At 72.1% G+C, this 24,655-nt stretch carries 22 protein-coding genes and 1 tRNA gene; 8 read left to right on the top strand and 15 right to left on the bottom strand.

Annotated features, from left to right (window positions below; translation table 11 throughout):
• On the top strand, positions 1–1,089 hold the full coding sequence (locus ACFZDC_RS16320; protein WP_391324264.1) for an MsnO8 family LLM class oxidoreductase: 1,089 nt from the start codon (positions 1–3) through the stop codon (positions 1,087–1,089).
• On the opposite strand, the gene ACFZDC_RS16315 is transcribed toward ACFZDC_RS16320, so the two are convergent.
• Complete coding sequence (locus ACFZDC_RS16315; RefSeq protein WP_391324262.1) at positions 1,068–2,873, bottom strand: EAL domain-containing protein; 1,806 nt, start codon at positions 2,871–2,873, stop codon at positions 1,068–1,070. The genes ACFZDC_RS16320 and ACFZDC_RS16315 overlap by 22 nt on opposite strands.
• 365 nt (positions 2,874–3,238) lie before the next feature.
• On the opposite strand from ACFZDC_RS16315, the gene ACFZDC_RS16310 reads away from it, so the two are divergent.
• On the top strand, positions 3,239–4,453 hold the full coding sequence (locus ACFZDC_RS16310; RefSeq protein ID WP_391324551.1) for a M6 family metalloprotease domain-containing protein: 1,215 nt from the start codon (positions 3,239–3,241) through the stop codon (positions 4,451–4,453).
• 353 nt (positions 4,454–4,806) lie between these two features.
• On the opposite strand, the gene ACFZDC_RS16305 is transcribed toward ACFZDC_RS16310, so the two are convergent.
• The 7 genes from ACFZDC_RS16305 to ACFZDC_RS16275 all read right to left on the bottom strand — a co-directional run bounded on the left by ACFZDC_RS16305 (position 4,807) and on the right by ACFZDC_RS16275 (position 11,017).
• Positions 4,807–4,880 (bottom strand) — tRNA-Lys (locus ACFZDC_RS16305).
• A complete protein-coding gene (locus ACFZDC_RS16300) occupies positions 4,871–5,452 on the bottom strand; it encodes a bifunctional DNA primase/polymerase (RefSeq protein ID WP_391324260.1) in 582 nt (193 codons plus the stop codon). The genes ACFZDC_RS16305 and ACFZDC_RS16300 overlap by 10 nt, the downstream gene beginning before the upstream one ends.
• A gap of 156 nt (positions 5,453–5,608) precedes the next feature.
• A complete protein-coding gene (locus tag ACFZDC_RS16295) occupies positions 5,609–5,980 on the bottom strand; it encodes a hypothetical protein (protein ID WP_391324258.1) in 372 nt (123 codons plus the stop codon).
• 85 nt (positions 5,981–6,065) lie between these two features.
• Complete coding sequence (locus tag ACFZDC_RS16290; protein ID WP_391324256.1) at positions 6,066–7,403, bottom strand: AAA domain-containing protein; 1,338 nt, start codon at positions 7,401–7,403, stop codon at positions 6,066–6,068.
• Positions 7,400–8,998: a hypothetical protein gene (locus ACFZDC_RS16285; RefSeq protein ID WP_391324254.1), complete on the bottom strand. Its 1,599-nt coding sequence runs from the start codon at positions 8,996–8,998 to the stop codon at positions 7,400–7,402. Before ACFZDC_RS16285 ends, ACFZDC_RS16290 begins: the two co-directional genes overlap by 4 nt.
• Positions 8,989–10,176 carry a hypothetical protein gene (locus tag ACFZDC_RS16280; RefSeq protein WP_391324253.1) on the bottom strand — a complete coding sequence of 396 codons (1,188 nt, stop codon included), beginning with the start codon at positions 10,174–10,176 and terminating at the stop codon, positions 8,989–8,991. The genes ACFZDC_RS16285 and ACFZDC_RS16280 overlap by 10 nt, the downstream gene beginning before the upstream one ends.
• A complete protein-coding gene (locus tag ACFZDC_RS16275; RefSeq protein WP_391324252.1) occupies positions 10,073–11,017 on the bottom strand; it encodes a phosphatase PAP2 family protein in 945 nt (314 codons plus the stop codon). Before ACFZDC_RS16275 ends, ACFZDC_RS16280 begins: the two co-directional genes overlap by 104 nt.
• Before the next feature lie 210 nt (positions 11,018–11,227).
• On the opposite strand from ACFZDC_RS16275, the gene ACFZDC_RS16270 reads away from it, so the two are divergent.
• Positions 11,228–11,824 (top strand): histidine phosphatase family protein, encoded by a 597-nt coding sequence (locus ACFZDC_RS16270; protein ID WP_391324250.1) that lies wholly within the window; start codon positions 11,228–11,230, stop codon positions 11,822–11,824.
• A 151-nt stretch (positions 11,825–11,975) separates the two neighbouring features.
• Here the strand turns inward: ACFZDC_RS16270 and ACFZDC_RS16265 are convergent, their stop codons facing one another.
• A complete protein-coding gene (locus tag ACFZDC_RS16265; RefSeq protein WP_391324249.1) occupies positions 11,976–13,445 on the bottom strand; it encodes a hypothetical protein in 1,470 nt (489 codons plus the stop codon).
• 262 nt (positions 13,446–13,707) lie between these two features.
• Between ACFZDC_RS16265 and ACFZDC_RS16260 the strand changes: the two genes are divergently transcribed.
• Both ACFZDC_RS16260 and ACFZDC_RS16255 read left to right on the top strand, forming a co-directional pair.
• Positions 13,708–14,121 (top strand): hypothetical protein, encoded by a 414-nt coding sequence (locus ACFZDC_RS16260; RefSeq protein ID WP_391324247.1) that lies wholly within the window; start codon positions 13,708–13,710, stop codon positions 14,119–14,121.
• A gap of 34 nt (positions 14,122–14,155) precedes the next feature.
• Complete coding sequence (locus ACFZDC_RS16255; RefSeq protein ID WP_391324245.1) at positions 14,156–15,025, top strand: fused MFS/spermidine synthase; 870 nt, start codon at positions 14,156–14,158, stop codon at positions 15,023–15,025.
• Positions 15,026–15,099: 74 nt separating this feature from the next.
• Here the strand turns inward: ACFZDC_RS16255 and ACFZDC_RS16250 are convergent, their stop codons facing one another.
• Positions 15,100–15,282: a hypothetical protein gene (locus ACFZDC_RS16250; RefSeq protein ID WP_391324550.1), complete on the bottom strand. Its 183-nt coding sequence runs from the start codon at positions 15,280–15,282 to the stop codon at positions 15,100–15,102.
• A 77-nt stretch (positions 15,283–15,359) separates the two neighbouring features.
• Positions 15,360–15,884: a hypothetical protein gene (locus tag ACFZDC_RS16245; protein WP_391324243.1), complete on the bottom strand. Its 525-nt coding sequence runs from the start codon at positions 15,882–15,884 to the stop codon at positions 15,360–15,362.
• A 99-nt stretch (positions 15,885–15,983) separates the two neighbouring features.
• Between ACFZDC_RS16245 and ACFZDC_RS16240 the strand changes: the two genes are divergently transcribed.
• The 3 genes from ACFZDC_RS16240 (at position 15,984) to ACFZDC_RS16230 (ending at position 19,718) form a co-directional block, all read left to right on the top strand.
• Positions 15,984–16,703: a response regulator gene (locus tag ACFZDC_RS16240; protein WP_391324242.1), complete on the top strand. Its 720-nt coding sequence runs from the start codon at positions 15,984–15,986 to the stop codon at positions 16,701–16,703.
• On the top strand, positions 16,700–18,076 hold the full coding sequence (locus ACFZDC_RS16235; protein ID WP_391324240.1) for an ATP-binding protein: 1,377 nt from the start codon (positions 16,700–16,702) through the stop codon (positions 18,074–18,076). The genes ACFZDC_RS16240 and ACFZDC_RS16235 overlap by 4 nt, the downstream gene beginning before the upstream one ends.
• Positions 18,077–18,251: 175 nt before the next feature.
• A complete protein-coding gene (locus ACFZDC_RS16230; protein WP_391324238.1) occupies positions 18,252–19,718 on the top strand; it encodes a cellulose binding domain-containing protein in 1,467 nt (488 codons plus the stop codon).
• Positions 19,719–19,808: 90 nt separating this feature from the next.
• Here the strand turns inward: ACFZDC_RS16230 and ACFZDC_RS16225 are convergent, their stop codons facing one another.
• The 4 genes from ACFZDC_RS16225 to ACFZDC_RS16210 all read right to left on the bottom strand — a co-directional run bounded on the left by ACFZDC_RS16225 (position 19,809) and on the right by ACFZDC_RS16210 (position 24,591).
• Positions 19,809–21,239 (bottom strand): GH1 family beta-glucosidase, encoded by a 1,431-nt coding sequence (locus ACFZDC_RS16225; protein WP_391324236.1) that lies wholly within the window; start codon positions 21,237–21,239, stop codon positions 19,809–19,811.
• 105 nt (positions 21,240–21,344) lie between these two features.
• Complete coding sequence (locus ACFZDC_RS16220; RefSeq protein WP_391324235.1) at positions 21,345–22,241, bottom strand: ABC transporter permease subunit; 897 nt, start codon at positions 22,239–22,241, stop codon at positions 21,345–21,347.
• Complete coding sequence (locus ACFZDC_RS16215) at positions 22,238–23,263, bottom strand: ABC transporter permease subunit (protein WP_391324232.1); 1,026 nt, start codon at positions 23,261–23,263, stop codon at positions 22,238–22,240. Before ACFZDC_RS16215 ends, ACFZDC_RS16220 begins: the two co-directional genes overlap by 4 nt.
• Positions 23,260–24,591 carry an extracellular solute-binding protein gene (locus tag ACFZDC_RS16210; protein ID WP_391324231.1) on the bottom strand — a complete coding sequence of 444 codons (1,332 nt, stop codon included), beginning with the start codon at positions 24,589–24,591 and terminating at the stop codon, positions 23,260–23,262. The genes ACFZDC_RS16215 and ACFZDC_RS16210 overlap by 4 nt, the downstream gene beginning before the upstream one ends.
• Between the last annotated feature and the right edge of the window lie 64 nt (positions 24,592–24,655).

Here is a 24,655-nt window from a genome sequence, read left to right as displayed (position 1 = left end):
GTGTCGGCAGACGAGATCAGGGGCACGACGCACGGGACCGCCCCCGTCCCCCTCTCCGTACTGGACCTGGTGACCGTCGGCGCGGGCAGTACCGCCACCGACGCGCTGCGCACCAGCGTGGAGCTGTCCCGGTTCGCCGAGGCGCGCGGCTTCCACCGGTACTGGGTGGCCGAGCACCACTCCATGCCCGGCGTCGCATCCTCCTCGCCCGCCGTGATCCTCGCCCACCTCGCCGCCCACACCGACCGCATCCGGCTCGGCTCGGGCGGCGTCATGCTGCCCAACCACGCCCCCCTGGTCATCGCCGAGCAGTTCGGCACGCTGGAGGCCATGGCGCCGGGCCGGATCGACCTCGGCCTGGGCCGCGCGCCGGGCACGGACGGGGCCACCGCGGCCGCCCTGCGCCGTACCGACACCCTCGACGAGGGCGCCGACGACTTCCCGCAGCAGCTGGCCGAACTCACCCGCTTCCTGGACGACGACTTCCCCGACGGCCATCCGTACCGGCGGATCCACGCGATCCCCGGCCCGGTGCAGGGCAGCACCCCCGGCGGTGTCCAGTCCCCGCACCGCCCGCCGATCTGGCTGCTCGGTTCCTCCGGCTTCAGCGCCCGCCTCGCCGGCCTGCTCGGCCTGCCCTTCGCCTTCGCGCACCACTTCTCGGCGCAGAACACCATCCCGGCCCTCGACCTGTACCGGCAGACCTTCCGGCCCTCCGGGATGCTGGACGAGCCGTACGCCCTCATCGGCGTCTCCGCCCTCGCCACGGACGACGAGCGGGAGGCCCGCCGCCAGGTGAGGGCCGCCGCGCTGAACATGATCCGGCTGCGCACCGGCCGCCCGGGCCTCTTCCCCGACCCGGACGACGCCGAGAAGTACGAGTTCGGTCCGATGGAGGAGGACTTCGTCGCCTCCTGGACCCGCAACATCGTCCACGGCACGGCCGACGAGGTCCGCTCCGGCCTGGACGACCTGCACAAGCGCACCGGCGCCGACGAGTTGATGCTCACCTCGCACGCCCACCACGGCGAGCTGCGGCTGCGCTCCTACGAACTGATCGCCGACGCCTACGGCTTGCCCACCGCGTAGCTCTGCTCCCCCAGCAGCTCGGAGATACGATCCGGCGGCACCGGACGGGAGTACAGCCAGCCCTGTCCGGTGTCGCAGCCGATCCGGCGCAGCCGCGTGGCCTGCGCCGAGGTCTCCACGCACTCCGCGGTGACCGTCAGCCCGAGGCGGTGGGCCAGCTGGATCATCGCCTCCACGATCACCTCGTCGGCCGGGTTGGGCGGAACACCCTTGGTCGCTTCCTCGTACTGGAAGCCGCGTACGAAGGAGCCGTCCAGCTTCAGGACCTTGACCGGCAGCCGGCTCAGGTACGCCAGGTTCGAGTAGCCGGTGCCGAAGTCGTCGATGGCGATGCGCACGCCCATGTCGCTGAGGGCCTGCAGGGCCTGGAGCGGACGGCCGCCCGAGCCCATGACGGCCGACTCGGTCAGCTCCAGCTGGAGCAGGTGCGGGGCGAGCCCGGTCTCGGCGAGGGTCTCCGCCACGTCCGCGACCAGATCGGAGTCCCAGACCTGGCGCACGGCGACGTTGACGCTGACGAAGATCGGCGGTTCGCCGGGGTGGTCAAGCTGCCAGCGGCGGGCCTGCCGGCAGGCGGTCGCCAGCGCCCAGCGGCCGAGTTGGACGATCGAACCGTCCTCCTCAGCCAATCCGATGAACCGATTCGGCGTCAGTGTGCCGAACTGAGGATGATTCCAGCGGACCAACGCCTCGACCCCGCTGAGGCGTCCGTCCTCCATGCCCACCAACGGCTGGTACTCGAGGGCGAATTCACCGCGCTCGATGGCGGGGCGGAGAGCGGAGGAGAGGGCCTGGCGGGTCATGCGGTGCGCGTTGCGCTCGGGGTCGAACAGGGTCCAGCGGGCCTTGCCGTCCGCCTTCGCCCAGTACAGCGTCGTGTCGGCCGCCTGCATGAGGCCGGTGGCGGTCGTACCGGCCGCGTGCCGTTCCACGACACCGATGGACGCGGTCAGCGACAGCCGTTGTCCGGCCAGGTCGAAGGGTTCCTCCAGGGCCTTCAGCGCGGACTCGGCGAGGTCGGCGAGCTGCTCGGTGCCCGTGGAGTCCTCCACCAGCAGGGCGAATTCGTCGCCGCCGAGCCGGGCCACCAGGGGGGTGCCGGCGCGGGCGTAGCCGGCCTCGTCGGCGACCCGGGTCAGCCGCTCGGCGACGGCCGCGAGCAGCCGGTCGCCGACGCGGTGGCCGAGGGTGTCGTTGACGGCCTTGAAACCGTCCAGGTCCAGGTAGCACAGGCCGATCCGGCCCGTGCCGCTCTGCTCGTACGACTCCGCCTCCAGCGCGGTCGACAGGCGCTCGAAGAACAGGGTGCGGTTGGGCAGCCGGGTCACCGGGTCGTGCATCTGCAAGTGCCGCAGCCGGGCCTGCAGTTCGCGGCGGGGGCTGATGTCGGCCACCGACAGCAGCACGCCGGGTCCGCCGCCGGCCAGCGGGGCGGCCGTGACCTGCACCCACACCGAGTGCCCCTCGGGATGCTTCAGGCGGCGGGTGCAGCGCAGCCTGGCCTGGCGGCCGCGCAGCAGCTCGCGGTAGGCGTGCCAGGTGCGGGCGTCCGAGGCCAGGTCCACCAGATCGGCGGCGACCCGTCCGCTCAGCGCGTCCGGGTCGGTGCCGAGCAGATCGCCGAAGGCGGCGTTGGCGCTGACGACGAGACCGTCGCCGTCGACGACGGCCATGGCGAGCGGTGCGGCCGCGAAGACACGGTGATAGGTGCTGTGATCACTGTCTGTAACGGCTGACCGGTCGAGGTCTGCCGCGGGCGTCGGCCCTTCGGACGTTCCGCTCACCGCTCGCTCCCGCAGTGCACTCGATCTCTGTCCGTGCCGGAAAGTGTGCCGATCATAGAGGCTGGCCCCGGGGCCTTCCAGTCACTCCCCAGTGTCCCGGACAGACCACAGGTTCTGACAGATCGTTTCTGCCCGCACCTGGACGGGTTCTTCAGGCCCCCGACCAGTTGTGACGTTCCGTGAATGTCTCGGGGTGTCGGCCGCCGGTGTGCGCCGGTGTGCAAACGGGCGTACTCACTCTTCTGGTTCAGGCAAACAGGACGAAACGCAATAAAGTCCCACAGTCTGGATGCGGTGTCCCGCGAACCGCCTCCGGAGGTCCTTCCGTGCCCAAGCTGCGCAGCACCGCCGCCGTGTTCACCACGATGTCGGCGCTCGCCGCGACCTCGATCCTCACCGGCCCGTCGGTCGCCGAGCCCTTCTCGACGGCCCCCTGCGCTCTGCATCGCACCGAGGCCCACCACTCGGAGGGCGTGGACACCTGGAATCCCGACTACACCCGCCCGACCGGCTCGCTCGACGCCGTCATGGTCTTCCTGTCCTTCCCGGACGCCACCCCGCACACCACCCCCGACGAGCTGGTCGCCGACCACTTCCCGGCCACCAGCCGCTTCTTCGAACAGGCGTCCTACGGCAGGTTCACGCTGCGCCCGCACCCACTGCGGCGCTGGCTGCGCATGCCGCGGCCGTCGTCCGCGTACGCCATACGGCGCGACTGGAGCACCGACGACCGTGCCGCCTACCTGCGCGACGCCTTCGCCGTGGCCGACAAGGAGGTGGACTTCTCCCGCTACGACGTCGTCTACTTCGTGGCCGACCCCGACGCGCCCGGCGTCGACTCGGACGCGACGAAAGTCGTCAACCTCGACACCCCCGTGCACGTGGACGGCACGGACGTGCGCCGGGTCGTCACGGTCTTCGAGAAGCATCCGCCCGACCGCCTGGTCCTCGCCCACGAGACCGGTCACATGTTCGACCTCCCCGACCTCTACCACCGCCCGGTCGACGGCAAGGGCGACTGGGACACGTACGTCGGTGACTGGGACCTGATGGGAAGCCAGTTCGGACTGGCACCGGACCTGTTCGCATGGCACAAGTGGAAGCTTGGCTGGCTGGATCCGCGCCAGGTGGTGTGCGTCCGGGGCGCGAGGCCGACCCGGCTGACCCTGGAGCCGCTGGCCGCCGGCCCGGGCATTCCGGTGCAGGGCACGGCCGGCGCCCCGGCCTTCGGCCTCGGCCACGGTACGAAACTGGCGATCGTGCGCACCGGCCCCGACAGTGTCCTGGCCTTCGAGGCGCGTGGCTCGGCGGGCAACGACCGTGTGGCCTGCCGCCAGGGAGTTCTGGTGTACCGGGTGCGGGGCGGCGCGGAGTCCGGCGGCGGTCCGGTCGAGGTGGTGGACGCCCACCCACGGACCGAGGCGTGCTGGGAGAACTCGGTCTACCCGCCGCTCGCCGACGCCCCGGTCTCTCTCGGCGAGAGCTTCACGGTGCCGGGGGAGGGCGTGAAGGTGGAGGTGGAGGGGCGGACGACGTCCGGGGCGTGGACCGTCAAGATCACACCCGGGATGGCCGGCTGACTTCCTGGGAAACGGTCGTGCGGCCGACCTCGCGGGGTGTGGGTGGCGGAGCCCCCGCAGTGCGCGGTGAAGCCGCGTAGAAAACGAAGATGGCGAGGGGGTTCGGGCTTTCTGCGAACACGCCTCGCCATCGTCCTCGGGGGGTGTGGGTGGCGGAGCCCCCGCAGTGCGCGGTGAAGCCGCGTAGAAAACGAAGATGGCGAGGAGGTTCGCGCTTTCTGCGAACACGCCTCGCCATCGTCCTCGGGGGGTGTGGGTGGCGGAGCCCCCACAGTGCGCGGTGAAGCCGCGTAGAAAACGAAGATGGCGAGGAGGTTCGCGCTTTCTGCGAACACGCCTCGCCATCGTCATCGTGCGCCGCCAGGGACTCGAACCCCGGACCCGCTGATTAAGAGTCAGCTGCTCTAACCAACTGAGCTAGCGGCGCCTGCTGACGTCGTAGACCTTAGCACCCTGATCGGCGGGAGGAAAAATCGATATCCGTACGGCCGAGCGGGCCGCCCTCACGGCCGCCCACAGCACGACCTCCGGGCCGGGCAGCCAGGGGTGACGGGTGTCCGGGGCGACCAGCCAGCGGCAGCTGCCGGGGGCGGCAGCGGGGGAGTCGCCACCGCCCAGCGCCGGGACGGTCACCGCGTCGCCGGTGCCGTGACAGGGCAGGGGCGGCACCGCCTCCGTGCGGTGGGACCCCCACTCCTCCCAGGTCAGCAGCGAGGGCAGCCGCTGGGCCGTGCCCGGTGCGGCGAACAGGAGCGTGCGGCCCCGGAACAACGCGACCGGCCCCGAGCCCGGGCCCTCGTCCCACAACCGGTCCAGCATGCGGCGCCCAAAGATCGCCGGCGCGCTCACCACGTCGAAGGCGGTGCCGCAGGGCAGCACCACAGGAGCGTCCGGGCGCTCCCGCCAGAGGGCGAGCGTGCTTCGCGGATACGCTCCCGCCGAGGCGAGCCAGGAGGCTCCGTCGGAGGTGGCGCGGGTGACATTCGGCGTGCTGCTCATACCGACTACATCTACCGGCCGTGAGCGAACGGTTCTCCTGGGTTGCGGAAATTCGGGACAGGAGGGGGCGGGGAGGAGTATCTTGCCCGCCTGGCATATGCCAGGCGCGTGTGGCCGGACGGCTGAGGCGTGTGGGCCGGACGGGCTGATCGGGCCCTAGACGGGATCGACGGGCGTCCGGCCCTCCGTGTCGACTCCCCGCATCAGATCCCGGCCGAACTCCACCATCTTCTTCGCGTAGTCCTCGGTCCACTCCGCTCGCTCGCCGATGTCCGCCGGGGTCAGCCGGTCGAATCGGCGCGGGTCGGCGAGCTGCGCCGCCGCGATCGCCTGGAACTCCACGGCACGGTCGGCCGCCGCACGGAACGCCTGGGCCAGCTCCGTCGCCCGCGCCAGCAGCGCCCGCGGATCCTCGATCGACTCCAGGTCGAAGAAGTGCTCGGGATCGGTGGCCGCCTCCGCGGGCTCGAAGAGCAGGGGCGCGGGGCGTAGCCGCGGTTCGTGCCGACGCGGCGTGGGCTCCGCCATGTCTTCATCTCCTCCTCGTTCGGTTCGGTGGGCGCCGCCTTCAGGTGGGCCACCCTCCATTGTCTCGCGCGGACGCAAGGGGACGTCAGGGCCGCCAGCCCACGCGGTGCTCGGCCAGATGTGCCAGCACCGCGTGGTTCGCCTCCCAGCCGTCGGGGAACTTCACCAGCGTGCCCAGCCGGACTGGTTCTGTGGACGGGTAGTCGTCCAGAAGGTCGCCGACCCCGGCGCGGCAGACCACGATGCAGGCGTGGCGGTGCCGGGAGGCCAGGACGCACAGGCGGCCGGTCTCCAGGTGGAAGGCGGTGGCGTCGGGGCGGCCGGACAGGGGGTGCAGGACGACCGTGACGTCGTACTCGCGGCCCTGGAGGCGATTGGCGGTGTCGACCGTGACGTCGAACACGCCCAGGTCGGCCAGCGCCGAACGGACCGCCGCCGCCTGGTCGCGGTGGGCCGTGCCGACGGCGATGCGGTCGGCGGTCAGCGGGGAGGGCTCCGGTGAGCGTTCGGACACCGCCGCGCCTCCCCTGTCCAGCAGGCGCCGTACGACCGTCGCCACCGCCCGTACCGCCTCCGGGTCCGTGCGCGGGGTGTGCCGGGCGGGCAGCTCCAGCAGGCCCCAGCCGGATTCCGCCGCCTCGTCGATCACCCGGTCCGGGCCCGAGCCGTCGGCGGGGACGGCGAAGGCGAGGCGGCGGTCGTCGTGGCCGGTGCCGCTGCGGAACGGGGTGTAGGGGTAGAAGGCGTCCGAGACCAGCGGGGCCGCGGAGGCCGGCAGGCGCCAGGAGACCGGAAGACGGTGCTGGGGAAGGTCCGGGTTGTGGGCCAGAAGGGTGGTGACCGCGGAGGCCGAGGGGTCGTACGACAGACCCGCCCACTGCTCGCTGCCCACGATCGCGAACGGGTCCAGCTGGCCCGGGTCGCCCACGAACAGCGCCCGCTCGAAAAGACCGGCCACGGCCAGCAGGGAGTCCGAGCGCATCTGGTACGCCTCGTCGACGATCGCGTGCCGCCACGGCTCGTCCGCCTTGACGTGCGCCCACTTCGCGGCGGTGGACAGGACGACCGGGAGGCCGTTCAGGTCGGCCGCCTTCGCCGACGTGCGGACGCCGGGCAGGTCGTCCAGCGCCTTGTCGTACGGGTCGGCGTCGCTGCTGTGCAGCCGGCCCACGGGCAGGTCCGGATTCTTCTCGGCGAGCCGCAGCACCAGGTCGTCGACCTGGGCGTTGGTCTGGGCCACCACCATCAACGGGCGACCCGCGTCGGCCAGTTCCAGCGCCGCGCGGACCACCAGGGTGGACTTGCCGGCACCGGGCGGGGAGTCGACGACCACCCCCCGCTCGGTGCCGTGCAGGGTGTCGTGGAGGATCGCGTCCGTGGCGCGCGCGGCTGCGGCTCCCGGGTCGAAGTCCACCGTCGTCACAGGACGTCCTCCTCGGTCACGGTGTCGGGAGCTTCCCGCACCGCCTCGCCCGGCGGGCCGCCGTGCGTCCACGGGGTCTCCTCCGGATCGGGCAGTTTCGCGCCGCCGCGCTGCTCGTGCTCGAAGAGCGTGAAGCAGACGGCGTCGCCCTTCTCGGGCACCGAACCGGGTTCGGGCTCCTTGCCCCGGCCCATCTTGTCCACGATCCGCAGCACCAGCAGGCCGTCCTCCGGGGAGCCCTCGTAGCCGGCGAACTCCGCCGCCTGGGGCTTGCCGCCCAGCGAGCGGTACACCTTCGCGCGCTCCGCCAGATGGGGCCGGTCGTCCGTGCGGACCGTCACCAGCGGGCGCGGGCTGGGCCGCTTGCCCTCGCTGTACGCCATGACGACATCGGTCACCTCGCCGGCGAACGCCTCACCGGCCAGCCGCCGCCCCGCCATCACCAGCGGGTCGTCCAGGGCTTCCTGCGCCTCGAGACGGGCCTGTTCCCGCTCGCGCGTGGCCAGCTTGTTCGCCGCCGTCACCGCGTCGTCGCGACGCGGCTGCGGGGGTTCACCGGCCAGGACCCGGTCGCGATGGCCGGTGAACGACCAGCGGTCCCGGGTCCAGCGCTCCTCGACGTGCCCGCCCTCCGGCAGCGTCCGCAACAGGTCCAGGCCCCGCCACACCGCGTCCCAGGTGGGGCGGGTGCGGCTCGCGACCAGGTCGCGGATCCGCTGTTCGGCCGCGGTGAGCGCGGCCAGCCGGTCGTCCGCCTCCAGGGCGTCCTCCGCGGCGGCCAGCGCGGTGCGGGCGCGGTCGTAGCGCTCGATGGCCGGGGCCAGGAGTGTGTTGTCGAACGCCGGGTCGGTGGCCGGGCCGGCCGGCGGGCACAGCAGCTGGCCGTCGGCATCGCGCGCGAGTTCGGCCCGGCGGGCGGCCTCGGCACCGCTGCCGTCCTCGGGCGGGTCGATCCAGGCGAGCAGCGCGCCCAGGTGCTGGTCCTCCAGGCCGGACTGGCCGGTCGCCCAGTGCCGGGACAGCACGTCGGTGAGGGCCAGCAGAAGGGAGGAGCCGGGTACGCGGGCCCGCTCGCCGTAGTGGGTCAGCCAGCGGCCGAGCAGGGGCACCCGGGGCGGTGCCGGGTGGGGCGTCTCCGGGTCCTGTTCGGCGGTGCGGCGGAAACGCATGGAGCGGCCGAGCAGCCGGACCAGGTCCAGGCCGGCCCGGCTCGGCACGATCAGCTGGGGCGCGTCCGCGCACAGCTCGACCTCGACCTTGACCCGTTTGCCGGTCTCCGGATCGGTCTCGGTGCGCTCGGCCGCCTCGACGTCCTCCGCGTACGAATCGACGTAGGGCAGCACGACATCGGCCAGTTCGGCGAGGAACGCGAAGCGCAGGTCGCGGTCGCGGGGCTGCGGTACGACCAGCAGACGCGGCGCGTCCCGGTCGGTGCCGACCAGCGCGCCGAGCGGGGCGCCCGCCTCACCGGCGGTGGTGAGCGGCACGAACACCAGGGGGCGGTCGGACAGATGCCGATGGCGGACGGTCGCGGCGGGCTGGGCCCGGCCGGTGCTGACGGCCTCGAGCCGGGCGAGGGTGTCGATCAGGGACAAGGGGTCACCTCCCCGGCGCGCGACAGGGCCTCCGCGCGGAGGGCCGCCGCCCGGCGCAGGGCCGCCACCGCCGGGTCGTCGGGGTCGCCGCTCTCGCCGCGGGCCGCGGCGAGGACGTCCTCGACCGTGGTCAGACCGCCCAGTTCGGCGCGCAGGGGGCGGCCGAGCCGGGTCACCGCGCCGGCCGCACGGGAGCGTTCCCGGCAGTGGAAGGCCAGTTCGCAGGCGGACAGGCACTCGGGCGCGTACGTCGCCGGGACCGCCTCGACAGCCGCCGTCAGCTCCTCGGCCGGGCGGTCCGGCGCGAAGCAGGTGCCCTCGGGCAGCGCGTCGGCGATGTCCTCGATGCGGGTGAGCCGGGCCAACTGGCGGGCGGTGACCGCGCGCTGCTTGCGCACGTCGACGGCGGAGGCGGTGGGCAGGTTGGAGAAGTCCTTCGGACACACCAGCAGCACCCGGTGCCGTACCGGGGGAGCGGGGGCGAGGCGGGCCGCGACCTCCTCCAGGGCCAGCACGTACACCGCCGCCTGCCGGGCGGCGGCGCCCACTTTCGCCGGGTCGGCCGAACCGTCCAGCATCGGGAAGGACTTGATCTCGACGACCGTCCAGCTGCCGTCCGGGTGCACCACGACCGCGTCCGGCTCCAGGAAAGCGAGCGAGCCCGCCACGTCCAGTGCCAGCATCGGGTGGTCCAGCAGCGTCCAGCCGCCCGCCCGCACGGCCTCGCGCAGCGCCAGCGCCGTACGGGCCGTACGACCCTCGGGGCCGGGCGCGGACAGGTCGGGGACCGCGGCCCCGGTGGGCGGCTCGGCACCCGGGTCGAGGCGCGAGTGGACCAGTCGCAGCAGCTCCGCACCCCCGTCGGCCTTCACCTTCGCCTCGAACGCGTTGCCCCGGGTCAGCGCGAACTGCGACTGCCCGAAGCCGGCGGGCGCGCCCAGCGCGCTCGCCAGCGCCGCCTTGTCCACCCCGGCGCCGTCCAGGATCGCCCGCCTGCGGCACCCGGGGTTCGCGGCGAGCGCCGCGAGGGCGCGCGCGTCCAGGGCCTTGGCCGGTACGTCGGGACCGCGCAGCTCAGCGAGCCGGTGCCGGAGCCTCTTCCCCCGCGTCTCGGGTGGAGGCGTCCGGTTCGGCTGCGGATGCGCGCTGCGACTCGCGCTGCCGTGGAATTCGCTCACCCGCGGAAGTCTGGCATCCGCCACTGACAATCGGGGAACCCGTGCCCGTCGGGACCGGTGCGGTACCGGTGCCGAGGCGGGCCCGGAGCAGATCCGCCCCGCGCATCACGCGCGGCGCGAGCAGCAGGCCCACGCCCATCACGGCCACGCCCGCGACCGCGTCCAGGAAGTAGTGGTTGGCGGTGCCCATGACCACGAGCGCGGTCAGCAGCGGGTAGGCGACGCCGAAGACCTTCGCAAGGCGCGTGCCGCCGTACCGCCACAGCATCACCCCGCACCACAACGCCCAACCGACGTGCAGGCTCGGCATCGCCGCGTACTGGTTGGTCATGCCGCCCATGCCGCGCGGCGCGCTGGCCTCGGCGCCCCACCAGCCGTAGGAGCTGTAGTGGGCCATCGTGTCGACGAAGCCGTGGCCCGCGGAGAGCAGCCGGGGCGGGCAGGTGGGCAGCAGGGTGAACCCGATCAGGCCGAAGAACGTGGACGCCATCAGCCAGGTGCGGGCCGCCCGGTAGCGCTCGGTGCGGGCCCGGAACAGCCAGACCAGGATGGCGGGCGTGACCAGGTAGTGCAGCGAGGCGTACCAGAAGTCGGCCGGTACGCCGAGCCACGGCTCGCGCGTGAACAGCCGGTTGAGCGGGTGCTCGGCGTTGAGGTGCAGGGCCTTCTCGACGCGCAGGATCGCCAGGCCGTGGTCGACGGCCGAGGCGACGTCGCCGCGGGCGAGGAGCCGGCCTGCCGAGTAGCAGCCGTAGACCAGCAGGATCAGGGGCAGCTCGGTCCACCAGCGCAGCCGGGTTCGCGGGGCCACCTCGGTGCCCGGTGTCTCGGTCTGCGGCATCCGATCGCCCTCCCCCTTCTGCTGTGGTGCGCCCCGGCGGGCGGCCGTGCCACTTTACGGTGTCCACACCCCGGCCACGCGGGCGCTCCAGCCCTCAAAGACGCCGGGATCGCCCGGCGGGTTGCCCGTGCCCAGGGTGAGCGATGATGGAGGGACTCCGCCTCCGATTTCTCCGGCGTCCGCTCGGCGTCCCTCTCGGAAAGGTCTCCCATGGCACCGCGCATCCTGCTGGCCCGGCACGGACAGACGGAATGGTCGCTGTCCGGCAAGCACACCGGCAGGACCGACGTGCCGCTCCTGGAAGAGGGCCGGCGCGGGGCCAAGCTGCTCGGCGAGCGCCTGCACCGGTCACCGTTCGAGGGGCTTGCCGGGGTGGAGGTGCGGAGCAGTCCGCTGGCACGCGCGCGTGAGACGTGTGAACTGGCCGGGTTCGGTGAGCGCGCCGAGTCCTGGGACACGCTCATGGAGTGGGACTACGGCGCCTACGAGGGCATGACCCCCGCCGAGATCCAGGCTGTGCGGCCCGGGTGGCTGATCTGGCGGGACGGTGTCCCCGAGGGGGAGAGCATCGCCGAGGTCACCGCGCGCGCGGACGAGGTCGTCGCGTGGGCTCGCTCGGCCGACCGTGACGTGCTGGTCTTCGCCCACGGGCACATCCTGCGGTCCATAGGTGCGCGGTGGCTCGGGTTGCCGCTGGACTTCGCGGCGCGGATCCGGCTGAATCCGACGTCGCTGTCGATCCTCGGCTGGGCTTATGGGGAACCGGCGATCGAGAGCTGGAACGACGTGGGGCACTTGGGGGCTTGACCGGTCGCCGCCCGGAAGTCCCCCCGGGCTCGGGAGGCACCGGGGGAGGCCCGCAGCTCCCCCCACGCCCCCGCAGCGTCGGCGACCGACGACAACACCGCACAGGGGCGTGCCGTGCCCCGCGATTCCGGCCTGATCCGCCGGACAGGCCCTAGGCCCGCCCGACTCGAGGCATCGACGCGTGCCGGTCGAGGAACTCCGAGACTCCCGACGCCCGCCGGTGCGGCAGCAGCACCCGCGCCGTCCCCGCCAGCATCGTCTGGATGCGGGAGGACTGGACCTGGTCCAGCAGGTCGAGAACGCGCAGCGCTGCCTGGGCCGCCTCGTCGGGGCGGCCCTCACGGGCCAGATCGTCGGCGAGTTCGGCGGTGTAGAGGGCGATGTTTCGGGTGAAGTGGGGGTCCTGCAGCCGGGCCGCGCGGCGGGCGTGGCGGGACGCGCGCCGCCAGTCGCCCAGCGTCGACCAGCACTGCGCCTTCAGACCCTCCAGCTCGGCCTCTCCGTAGAAGCTCATCCACTCGGGGTCGGCGTCCGAGTGGCCCCGCTCGAAGAGGGCCTGGGCGCGGACCAGCGCCTGTTCGCAGCCGGTGCGGTCCGCGAGCCCCGCCCAGCCGCCGGCCTCGCGCAGGGCGAGCAGGGACATCAGGCGGGGGGAGCCCAGGGGGCGGGCGAGGCGCTGGGCGGCCTGCGCGGCGCGTACCGCCTCGCGGGGGCGGCCGGCGTCGCGGGCCAGGAACGCCGTGTTGCAGAAGGCGTGGGCCTCCAGGGCCGGGTCGCCGGTCATGCGGGCGGTCGCGAGTGCCTCCGCGTAGTGCGAGCGGGCGTCGTCGAAACGGCCGGAGTCGTGGGCCAGCCAACCCACGGAGATGGCCAGTTCACCGGCGCCGGAGTGGAGCCGCTCGGCGGTCGTCTGCCGGGTCGTGCCGGCGTCCAGCAGCGCGTAGGCGGCGCGCAACGGCGCTGCCGCGCGCCGGTAGAGGCCGTCCGCGCCGTGCCGGTCGTCGAGCAGCCGGATGCGGCGGACGGCCTCCTCCAGGGCAGCCGCCTCGGGGGTGCCGGCGCGACGCAGCGGGCGGCCCGCCGCCGCGGCGTCGGTGGTGAGCCCCAGCGGGCCCAGCGTGGCGGCGGCCACCGTGGCGCCTCCGCCGGTCATGAATGCGCGACGCAGCACGTCGCTCTCCTCGTGGTTCAGGGGGTCGTTCTCGTACGGCTCGTGCGTGTCGTACGGGTTCTGCGGGTCGTGCCGGTTCTGCGGGTCATACGGCTCGATCGCCCCTGGCGTCTCAGTGGTACCGAACGCCGGGGGCACGTCCGCGGTCGTACGCGCCGCGCGTCCGCGGACGGACGAGCGCGGCGCGAAACCGAGGTCGGTGAGCGTGCGGCCGGGGTACATGTGCAGGAACACCCGTTCGTACGCGTAGTTCGGGCAGCGGATCTCACCCGCCTCGACCCTGCCGACGTAGCGCGCGTCACAGCTCACCCGCTCGCCGATCTCGCGCGCGGCCCGCCGCACCAGCGCGGCGAACTCGGCCGGTGAGCGCCGACCGCGCAGCTGCCGGAAGGCGAGGTTCGGCCGGGGTGGCCGTTCGGGCTGTGACGAGGTCTCGTGTGACGACGCCATGGCCGGGTCCTCTCGTGCGAACCGTCGAACCATGCCGGATCCGGGGTGGATTCGGGCCGAGTTGTCCGTGTGACACCCTGGTTCCGGCGAGCAAGAACGTACCTGCTGTGTCGGACCCGCCACGCTGTGTTTGGCTACAAACCGGATATCTCATGCACGATCCGCCATGAACTGCCATCCTTTGCGGCGCACTTGTGCCGTAGCCGTTGACGCGCTCGCGCGTTGAACCCGATGGACTGCAACAGGCGTGGTGGAGGCCGGCATGGAGACCAGCCAGAGCAACGATCCCTGTACTTCGGGTGCGTCGGGCACGGCGCCGACGGCACGTGACGCGGCGTGCGACCTTGTGACGGTACCGGCCCGGCAGGGGCTGGAGGCGGTCGACATCCTGCGCCGCGGGGCGGGGGAGGCGGTCGGGCCCGTGCTGCACGACGGTGGGTGCGACACCCTTGGCTTCCTGGTGCCGGCGGGCACCGCCGCCTGCTGGGACGTGCCGGGCAGCACGTGCACCGAGACGAACGGGCGGGGGCTGCGGCTGTACCCCGAGTCGCCGGTGGAAGGCGCGGCCTGGCTGCTGCCGCCCGGCGAGGCCGACCTCGCGACCGATCCGGTGGTGCTGCGCCGGGCCCTCGGGGAGGCGGCCCGGACGATCGAGGCGGCCGACGGCTGCCGGTGACGCGCCCGCTTCGGTCAGCTGCGAAAATGGACCGATGGGCAGGTCCAGGAACAACCGCCGCGGGTCGGCCGCCGCCGAGGCCGTGGTGGAAACGGTCGACGGCGGGCTCGCACAGCTCATACCCGACCCGGACCGCTCACGGGCCTGGACGCTGCTGATCGACGGGGCGCCCCAGTCACATGTCGACCTGGACGACCCGGCGTACCTGTCCTTCGAGTACCAGCGCCGCCTCGGTCATGTCATCGACCTCGTCGCCCCGCCCGGCAAGCCGGTGCAGGCGGTGCACCTCGGCGGCGGCGCCCTCACCCTCGCCCGGTACGTCGCCGCCACCCGGCCCCGCTCCACCCAGCAGGTCGTCGAGCGGGACGCGGCCCTCGTCCAGCTGATCCGCCGCGAGCTGCCGTGGGATCCCAGCGCGCGAATACGGGTGCGGTCGGTCGACGCCCGCGAAGGGCTGGCCAAGGTGCCGGACGGCTGGGCCGACCTGGTCATCGCCGATGTCTTCAGCGGCGCCCGGACCCCCGCCCACCTCACCTCCACCGAGTTCCTGAACGAGGTCCGCCGCGCCCTGAAGCCCTCCGGTGTCTACGCCGCCAACCTCGCCGACGGTCCGCCGCTCGCACATCTGCGCGGCCAGATCGCCACCGCCGCCGCCCGCTTCCCGGAACTCGCGCTGCTCGCGGACCCGGCCGTGCTGCGCGGCAAGCGCTTCGGCAACGCCATCCTGGCCGGCTGCGACCTCCCGCTCCCGCTCGCCGAACTCACCCGCCGCATCGCCTGCGACCCGCACCCCGCCCGGGTCGAGCACGGCAAGCGGCTCACCGACTTCACCGGCGGCGCCGCACCCGTGACGGACGAGGCGGCGGTGGCCTCCCCGGCCCCGCCGCCCTCAGCGTTCCGCTGACCCGTTCCGGATGACCGCGTTCTGGAAGTCCAAGCCCCGCGCCGGCATCGGAAGGTGGCGCTCGTACAGGCCCGTCAGGTCCTCCTTGCCGTCACCCTCCACCCAGTGCCGTACCAGCGTCGTGAAGAGACCGCGATGATCGCCGCGGCCGCGCACCTGATCTCCAGCTCGGCCGCGTTCCGGCCGGTGCGTTCGGCGATGACCTCGGCGACGGCCCGCTCGCTGCGCCCCCGCTCGGCGACGTTCGCGGCGCGCAGGCCAACGGGGGCGGCGGGGGTCTCACCACAAATGAGATTCCACCGTCAATATCTGATTGCCTTTCACTTCGGAGGGTTCAGTAGGTCTGCACCTCTACGTGCGGCGGCCCGTCGTGCCAGGTGCAGAACACCGACACCCGGTCCGCTCCCCTGCCGAACTCCACCCGGATCCATGTCTCCGTCTTCCACACCTGCATCGACCAGCCGGTCCCGGGGGTGGCCGAGACGAGCGTGGCGCTCGCCGGGCCCAGGTCGAAGACCGCCCGGCCGCCGTCGGTGTAGTAGGCCTTGACCTGGCCGGTGGCGGTGGCGGTGGCGGTGGCGGTGGCTGCCGGGGACGGGCTGCCGCCGCGGGCCGGCGTCCTGGCGGGCGTGGGCGTCGGGGGCCGCGTCGACGGGCTCTTCGACGGGGAGGGCCGGGCGGTCGGCGAATCCAGCGGCTTCGAGCGCTGCGTGGTCGTGTCGGCCGCCGTGATCGGCAGGGCGCGCGGTGGGTCGTACGCCGTTCCGGCCATCACCGTGTGCACGCCCCACCACGACAGCGTGACCGCCGCGCCCGTCGCGAGCAGCCACGCCAGTACGTGTACGAGTCCTCTGCGCATCACGGGCCATACTGCCTCAGTGGTACCGCCGTGCGCACGTGCCCCGGGTTGTCCACAGGTGCCGAACCCGCCTGTGCCGCATGGCGTACGGTGCGGCGCATGGCAAGTGTGCTCGTGGTCGAGGACGACCAGTTCGTACGCTCGGCGCTCATCCGGCAACTGACCGACGCCTCGCACACCGTGCGCAGCGTCGGTACGGCACTCGAAGCGCTGCGCGAGGTCGCCCATCTCCGTTTCGACGTGGTCATCCTGGATCTCGGGCTGCCCGATCTGGACGGCTCCGAGGCGCTGAAGATGCTGCGTGGCATCACGGACGTACCGGTGATCATCGCCACCGCGCGGGACGACGAGGCGGAGATTGTCCGGCTGCTGAACGCCGGGGCGGACGACTACCTGACCAAGCCCTTCTCGGTCGAGCACCTGTTGGCCCGGATCGCGGCCGTGCTGCGCCGGGCCCGCTCGGCCGGCGCGGAGACCCCGCCCTCGCCCGTCATCCGCGTCGGCGGGCTGACCGTCGACCCGCTGCGCCGGCAGGCAGAACTGGACGGCGTCCGACTCGACCTCACCCGCCGTGAGTTCGACCTGCTCGCCTTCCTCGCCGGCCGTCCCGGTGTCGTCGTACCGCGCAAGGAACTCCTCGCCGAGGTCTGGCAGCAGTCCTACGGCGACGACCAGACCATCGACGTCCATCTGTCCTGGCTGCGCCGGAAGCTGGGCGAGACGGCCGCCCGGCCGCGCTATCTGCACACGCTCAGGGGCGTCGGCGTGAAGCTGGAGCCGCTCATGCCCGCCGACGGGGGAGGGGAGTCGCCACGATGAGATGGGCCCTGGTCAAGGTGTGCCTGGCGGTCACCACGATGGTCGTGGTCGCCTTCGCCGTGCCGCTCGGTCTCGTCGTCAAGGAGATGGCCCGCGACCGCGCCTTCTCCAACGCCGAGCGGGAGGCCGCCGCCGTCGCCCCCGCACTGTCCATCACCACCGACCGGGACAAACTGGAGCGGGTGGTGGCCTCCGCCGGCGCGGACTCCGGTATGGCCGTGCACCTGCCCGCCGCCGACGGCCGGGGCGCGCTGGACCTCGGCCGGCAGCGCGCCGCCGACCGGGACATCGAGGCCGTGCGGAAGCTGGGCCGTGCCTCCACCACCTCGGTCGCCGGCGGCTCCACGCTGCTGCAGCCGGTCGCGCTCAGCTCCGGTGCGATCGCGGTCGTCGAGGTGTACGTCCCCGAGTCCGCGATGAGCAACGGCGTCGGCACGGCCTGGGCGGTGCTCGCCGCCGTCGGCCTCGCGCTCGTCGTCGGCTCGGTCGCGGTCGCCGACCGGCTCGGGGTGCGCATGGTGCGGCCCGCGCAGCGGCTGGTCGAGGGGGCGCACGAGCTGGGCGAGGGCAAGCTGGGCGCCCGGGTGCCGGAGAACGGCCCGACCGAACTGAGGCTCGCGGCGGTCGCGTTCAACTCCATGGCCGACCAGGTCGTCCAGCTGCTCGCCAATGAGCGGGAGCTGGCGGCGGACCTCTCGCACCGGCTGCGCACTCCGCTGACCGTACTGCGGCTGAACGTGGCCTCCCTGGGCGCCGGGCCCGCCGCCGAGCAGACCAGGACCGCCGTCGCCCAGCTGGAACGGGAGGTCGACACCATCATCCGCACCGCCCGGGAGGCCAAGCCGCAGACCGCGGCGGCCGGGCCCGGCGCCGGGTGCGACGCGGCCGAAGTGGTCCGCGAACGCATGGAGTTCTGGTCGGCACTCGCCGAGGACGAGGGCCGCAAGTGGCGGGTGGCCGGCGTGGAGCGGCCGGTGCGCATACCCGTGGTCCGGGCCGACCTGGCCGCCGCGCTCGACGCGCTGCTCGGCAACGTCTTCCGGCACACCGCCGAGGGCACCGCCTTCGCGGTCGACGTGCACAACGGCGAGGACGCGGTGATCGTGCTGGTCTCCGACGCGGGCCCCGGCATACCCGACCCCGAGGCGGCGATGGCCCGCGGCCGCGGCTCCGGCAGCGCCGGCTCGACCGGTCTCGGCCTCGACATCGTGCGCCGGCTCGCCGAGTCCACCGGCGGCGACGTCCGCATCGGCTCCTCGGTGCTGGGCGGCACCGAGGTGCGGATCTGGTTCCAGCTGGACGCGCGGAAACCGGGGGGCAGGGGGCACCGGGGGAGCGTGCGCAGGCGCCGGCGTACGGCGGCGGTCCGCTGAGGCGCCGGACGCGCCCGGACCCGCCGATTGGTCTCGACCTTTAATGGTCCCCGATCCCTTCCTTAAGCGCACCCTAAGTTCCCCGACGACTGTACTTAACAAGCCGTTTGTCTCTTTCCTGCTCGCTAGCGTGCTGCCTCACCCCACCCCGTGAACAGCGAAGGCAGGCACGCGCATGAGCACGCACCGGCGCAGGATCAGTGGCAGGAACAAGGCGATCGGCGGTCTGGTGGCCGCGGCCGTGGTCGGGGGCGGCGCGATCCTGCTGACCGGCACCGCGAACGCGGCCGGAGTGAACGCGGCGTACACCAGGACCAGCGACTGGTCGACGGGTTACACCGCGCAGTACGTCGTCACCAACAACAGCGGTCAGCCGGAGAAGACCTGGGCGCTGGAGTTCGACCTCCCGGTGGGTGCGACGCTCAGCTCGCTGTGGAACGGCGAGTCGAACGTCAGCGGTCGGCACGTCACGGTGAAGCCCGCGAAGTGGGACACGGACGGCCTCGCGCCGGGCAAGTCGGTCACCGTCGGCTTCGTGGTCAACGGCACCGGCGATCCGACGGGCTGTCGTATCGACAACGCCCAGTGCTCGGCGGACGACGGCGCCACCCCCGAGCCGAGCGGCCGCCCGACCCGGACCCAGTCGCCGACCCCCACCCCCACCCAGAGCGCGACGCCCACTCAGAGCGCGACCCCCACCCCGAGCGCGACGCCCACCCCCACCGGGAGCACCGGCAGCGGCACCACCGCCTCGGCCGGCTTCGCGCCGTACGTCGACACCTCCCTGTACCCGGCCTTCGACCTGCTCGGCGCGGCCGACGCGACCGGCGTGAAGAACTACCACCTCGCCTTCGTCACCGACGGCGGGAGCTGCACCCCCAAGTGGGGCGGTGTCACGGACCTGACCAGCGACGGCGTGGCCGCGCAGATCGGCTCGCTGCGCGCCAAGGGCGGTGACGTCCGGGTCTCCTTCGGCGGTGCCTCCGGCTCGGAGCTGGCCACCACCTGCTCCTCCGCGGACGCGCTGGCCGCGGCGTACGGCAAGGCCGTCGACGCCTTCAAGCTGACCAAGGTCGACTTCGACGTCGAGGGCGGCGCGCTGCCCAACTCGGCCGCCAACACCCGCCGCGCCCAGGCCATCGCCAAGCTCCAGGCCCAGCACCCGAACCTGGACGTCTCCTTCACCCTCCCGGTGATGCCCGAGGGCCTGACCCAGGACGGCGTGAACCTGCTGTCCAACGCCAAGTCCAACGGCGTGGAGATCAACACGGTCAACATCATGGCGATGGACTACGGCCCCGCCTACAACGGGGACATGGGCACCTACGCCGAGCAGGCGGCGACCGCCACCCAGGCCCAGGTCAAGAGCGTGCTGGGGCTGTCCGACTCCGCCGCCTGGAAGGCGGTCGCGGTCACCCCGATGATCGGCGTCAACGACGTCTCCTCCGAGGTCTTCAAGGTCGACGACGCCACCCAGCTGGCGGACTTCGCCAAGTCCAAGGGCCTCGGCGGACTGTCGATGTGGTCCGCGACCCGCGACAAGCAGTGCGACGGCGGCACCAAGGCCACCGCCGACGCCACGTGCAGCTCCATAGCTCAGGACAAGTTTGCGTTCTCGAAGGCGTTCGGCGCCTTCAACTGACCGAGCCGGAAAAGACCGAAGACCGGAGAGGACCCGAGAAGACCCGGGGAAGAAGGGCGCGGCCCCCAGCGGGCCGCGCCTCTTTCGTTCTCAGACCGCCGACTCCACTCCCGGCAGTGCCCCCGTCCGCGCCGCCTCGCTGTACCAGCGCGCGCTCGACTTCGGGGTGCGCTCCAGCGTCGTGTAGTCCACGTACACCGCGCCGAACCGCTTGCTGTAGCCGTAGGCCCACTCGAAGTTGTCGAGTAGGGACCACAGGTAGTAGCCACGGACGTCGGCGCCGTCGGCGATGGCGCGGCGGACCGCGGTCAGGTGGCCGTGCAGGTAGGCGATGCGCTCGGGGTCGTGCACCCGGCCGTCCGGGTCGGGCTTGTCCTCGTAGGCCGCGCCGTTCTCGGTGATGTAGAGGGGCAGGCCCGGGGCCTCACGCGTGTAACGCATGATCAGGTCGTGCAGGCCCGTCGGGTCGATCGTCCAGCCCATCTCCGTGCGCTCGCCGGCGGTCTGGTGGAAGAGCACGTCGTCGGCGGCCGGCCAGGAGGAGTGCTCGCCGGCGCCGTGGCCGTCCGCCCGCGGACCCGCGACCGTGGCTGCGGCCGCCGAGACCAGGGTCGGCGTGTAGTAGTTCAGGCCGAGTGCGTCCAGCGGGGCGTTGATCGTGCGGACGTCGCCGTCGAGGACGTACGACCAGTCCGTGACCGAGGCTGTCGCGGAGAACAGCGTCTCGGGGTACGCCCCGTGCAGCATCGGGCCGTGGAAGACCCCGTTGGCCAGGTCGTCGATCCGCTGGGCCGCCGCCAGGTCGGCCGGGTCCTGCGAAAGGGGCCGTACGACAGAGGAGTTGAGGCTGATGGCGATCTGGTTGCGGGCCGGTGTCACCGAGCGCAGGGCGGCCGTGCCCAGGCCGTGCGCCAGGTTGAGGTGGTGGGCCGCGCGCAGGGAGGCCGCCGGGTCGGTGCGGCCGGGGGCGTGCACACCGGAGCCGTAGCCCAGGAAGGCGCTGCACCAGGGCTCGTTGAGGGTGATCCAGTCTTCCACCCGGTCGCCCAGCGCCTCGCCGACCAGCTGCGCGTACTCGGCGAACCGGAACGCCGTGTCCCGCTCCGGCCAGCCGCCGGCGTCCTCCAGCTCCTGCGGGAGGTCCCAGTGATACAGGGTGATCGCCGGCTTGATGCCCTGCGCGAGCAGCTCGTCCACCAGGCGGCGGTAGAAGTCGAGGCCCACCTGGACCGCCGGGCCCCGGCCGGTCGGCTGCACCCGGGACCAGGAGATGGAGAAGCGGTAGGCGTTCAGGCCCAGCTCCGCCATCAGCGCCACGTCCTCGCGGTAGCGGTGGTAGTGGTCGACAGCGATGTCACCGGTGTCGCCGCCGGCCGTCCTGCCCGGTGTATGGCTGAAGGTGTCCCAGATCGAGGGGGTGCGGCCGCCCTCCCGCACCGCCCCCTCGATCTGGTACGCGGAGGTCGCGGCGCCCCAGAGGAAGGCGGGAGGAAAGGTCACGGGGGAAACGGAGTCAGGCATGGAAGCGCTCCCAAGGGGGTCGTAGGAGACCGACGGAGTAAGCGGGGAGGAGAAGCGGGAGGAAGGGGCCGGGGCGGCGGTGGCCCGGCCCCTGGGAGCGGACGGTCAGCCCTTGATCGCGCCCTGCATGATCCCGCTCACGATCTGCTTGCCGAACAGCAGGAAGGCGATCAGCAGCGGCAGCGTGCCGAGCAGCGCGCCCGCCATGATCACCGCCTGGTCCGGGACATAGCCGGTACCGAGCGAGTTCAGAGCCACCTGCACGGTCGGGTTCTGCTGGTTCAGGGCGATGATCGGCCACAGGAAGTCGTTCCAGGCGAAGACGAACGTCAGCAGGCCGAGCACCGCCATCGCGGGCCGGGCCGCGGGGAAGACGACGTGCCAGACCACCCGGAGGCTGCTCGCCCCGTCCACCCGGGCCGCCTCGATCAGCTCGGTCGGCAGCGCCTGCACCAGGTACTGCCGCATGAAGAAAGTACCGAACGCGGTGACGAGACTCGGCAGGATCACCGTCTGCAGCTGGTTCGACCAGCCGAAATCCGACATCCACAGGTACAGCGGTACGACGGCCAGCTGCGGCGGGATCATCATCGTGCCGATCGTCAGCAGCAACAGCAGGCTGGAGAACCGGAACCGCAGCTTGGCGAAGGCGAAGCCGGCCAGCGTGGAGAACAGCACCGTGCTGACGGTGATCGTGCCCGCGACGATCAGCGAGTTGAACATCGCGGTGCCGAGGCCGGCCTGGTCCCAGGCGGACTGCAGGTTCTTGAACAGGTTGCCGCCGAACCACAGCGGCGGCGGTGTCCGGGCCAGCCGCCGGTCGGTGCGCGAGGCCGCGATCGCCGTCCACACCAGCGGTGCCAGCGAGACCAGCGCGAAGACGGTCAGCACGACGTACGTCACGGGGCCCGCGTGCAGCTGCTTGCCCGCGCCCATGATCCGGCGCCGCCGCTCCGGCCTGGCCTTGGCGCCCTGCGGAAGTGTCAGTTCACTGGTGGTCATTGGGACTTCCTCAGCCGTCGGGTGAGCAGCAGGTTGACCGCGGCGACGATCAGCAGGATGAGGAACATCGACCAGGCGATCGCGGACGCCTTGCCGAGGTTGCCGATGATCCAGCCCTGGTCGTACATGTACAGACCGAGCGTCTGGTACTGGTGCTCGGAGCCGCCCTTGGAGCCGCTGACCCCGCCGAACAGCAGGACCTCACCGAAGAGCTGGGTCGCCCCGATGGTGGAGACCACCACGGTGAACAGGATCGTCGGCCTGAGCTGCGGGATCGTCACATGGCGGAACTGCTGCCAGCGGCTGGCGCCGTCGAGCGCGGCCGACTCGTACAGGTCGATCGGGATCGCCTGCATGGCCGCCAGGTAGATCAGCGCGTTGTAGCCGGTCCAGCGCCAGATCACGATCGTCGACACCGCGAACTGCGAACCCCAGTCCGACTCCCGCCAGTTGATGGCATCGACGCCGAAGAAGTGCAGGATCCAGTTGACCATGCCGCCGTCCCAGGAGTACAGCAGCGTGAACACCAGGGTCGCCGCGGCCACCGAGGTGGCGTACGGGGTCAGCATCACCACGCGCCACACGGTCGAGCCGCGCAGTTTGTAGTTGAGCAGGTGCGCCAGCCAGAGCGCGGCCAGCAACTGCGGCACCGTCGACAGCAGACCGATGGTGAACGTGTTCTCCAGCGCGTTCCAGAAGAAGTCCGAGGACAACAGGTTCTGGTAGTTGTCCAGGCCCGCCCAGGTCTGGTGGTCCAGCGTCGACAGCTGCACGTCGTGCAGCGAGTACCAGGCCGTGTACAGCAGCGGGACCAGGGTGAAGGCCCCGAACAGGACGAAGAAGGGGGCGACGAACGCGTACGGCGACGCCTTCATGTCCCAGCGGTACAGCCGGCTGCGCCAGGAGGCGGTGCCCGCCGGCGTACCGCGACCGTGAGCGCCCCGGGCCGCGCCCGGCGGGGTGCCGGGCGCGGCCTCGGCGCTCGACGCGGTGTGCGCGAGAGCCTGCTTGGAGCTGGTCACTGGCCGAGCACGTCCTTGATCTCCTTGGACGCGGCGTTCCAGCCCTGCGAGGGGGACTTGCCCTTCTGCTCGACCTGGAGGATGCCGATGTCACTGATCGCGTTGTCGATCGGCTTGTCCTTGGGGCCGAGGGGCTGCGCCGGGATGGTCTTCGCCGAGTCGGAGAAGATCTGGGTGAGCGGGGCCCCGGAGAAGTACGCGGTGGTGTCGGCGGCCGGCTTCAGGTTCGCGTACGCCGACGGGGTGGACGGGAAGCTCGCCTGCTTGGCGAAGACCTTCTCCTGCTGTGCGGGCGCGGTCAGCCACTTGGCCAGCTCGACGGCCTCCTTCTGGTGCCTGGTCGCCGTCGGCACGCCGAGGAAGGAGCCGCCCCAGTTGGACGCCGCCGGCGCCGCCGCCACGTCCCACTGGCCCTTGCCGGAGTCACCGGACTTCTGCTCGATGTAGCCGATCATCCAGGCCGGGCAGGCGACGGACGCGAAGGTGCCGTTGGCGTAGCCCTGGTCCCACGTCGGGTCGAACTGCTTCAGCTTCGCCGACATGTTGCTGGTCGCCGCGGTCATGGCGACGTCCCAGGCCTTCTTCACGCCCTCGGACTTGTCCCAGACGACGTTGCCGTCCTTGTCGTAGTACCGCTCGCTCGCGCCGCCCACGGCCGCGTTGTAGACGGAGGAGGCCGAGTCCACGAACTTGGTGCCCTTGGGCGCCTTCTTCATGTACTGCTTGCCGACGTCGACGTACTTGGACCAGTCGCCCTTCCACATCTCGGCGAGCTTGGTCCGGTCGGTCGGCAGCCCGGCCTTCTTGAACAGGTCCTTGCGGTAGCAGATGGCCATCGGACCGATGTCGGTCCCGAGCCCGATCAGCTTGCCGTCCTTGGTGGTGGCCTGGGCGTTCTTCCAGTCCAGCCACTGCGACTTGTCGACGTCCTTGCCGAGGTCGACGAACTTGCTCCCCTGCGTCTGGACGGCCTCGGTGATGTTGCCGACCTCGATGGCCTGGACGTCGTCGGTGCCGGAACCGGCCTGGAGGCGGGTGAGCACCTTTGGCCAGTACACGTCGGTACGGGTGGTGACGTTCTCCTTGATGCTGATGTCCGGGTGGAGCTTCATGTACTCGTCGTAGAGGCCGGCCTGCTTGTAGCCGAAGACGCCGAAGGTCCCGATGGTCAGCGTGATCTTGCCCTTGCCACTGCCGTTGCCGCCGTCCGAGTTGTTCGACGAGCCGTCGTCCGAGTCGTTGGCGCAGCCGGCCAGCAACCCCGTGGTCAGTGCGGCGACGGCCGCGAAGGCCATCAGTCGCTGGGACCGGCGGATGCTCGTGCGCATTGCGTCCTCCTGTTGCCTGACGTGCCGACCCCCCGGCCAACTGCATGGAATTGGGCCCGTTCGT

The organism is Streptomyces sp. NPDC007905 (genome assembly GCF_042959345.1).
Lineage (GTDB): Bacteria > Actinomycetota > Actinomycetes > Streptomycetales > Streptomycetaceae > Streptomyces.
Note: the sequence above shows the minus strand (reverse complement) of the source record. Positions and strands in the feature narration are given on the sequence as shown.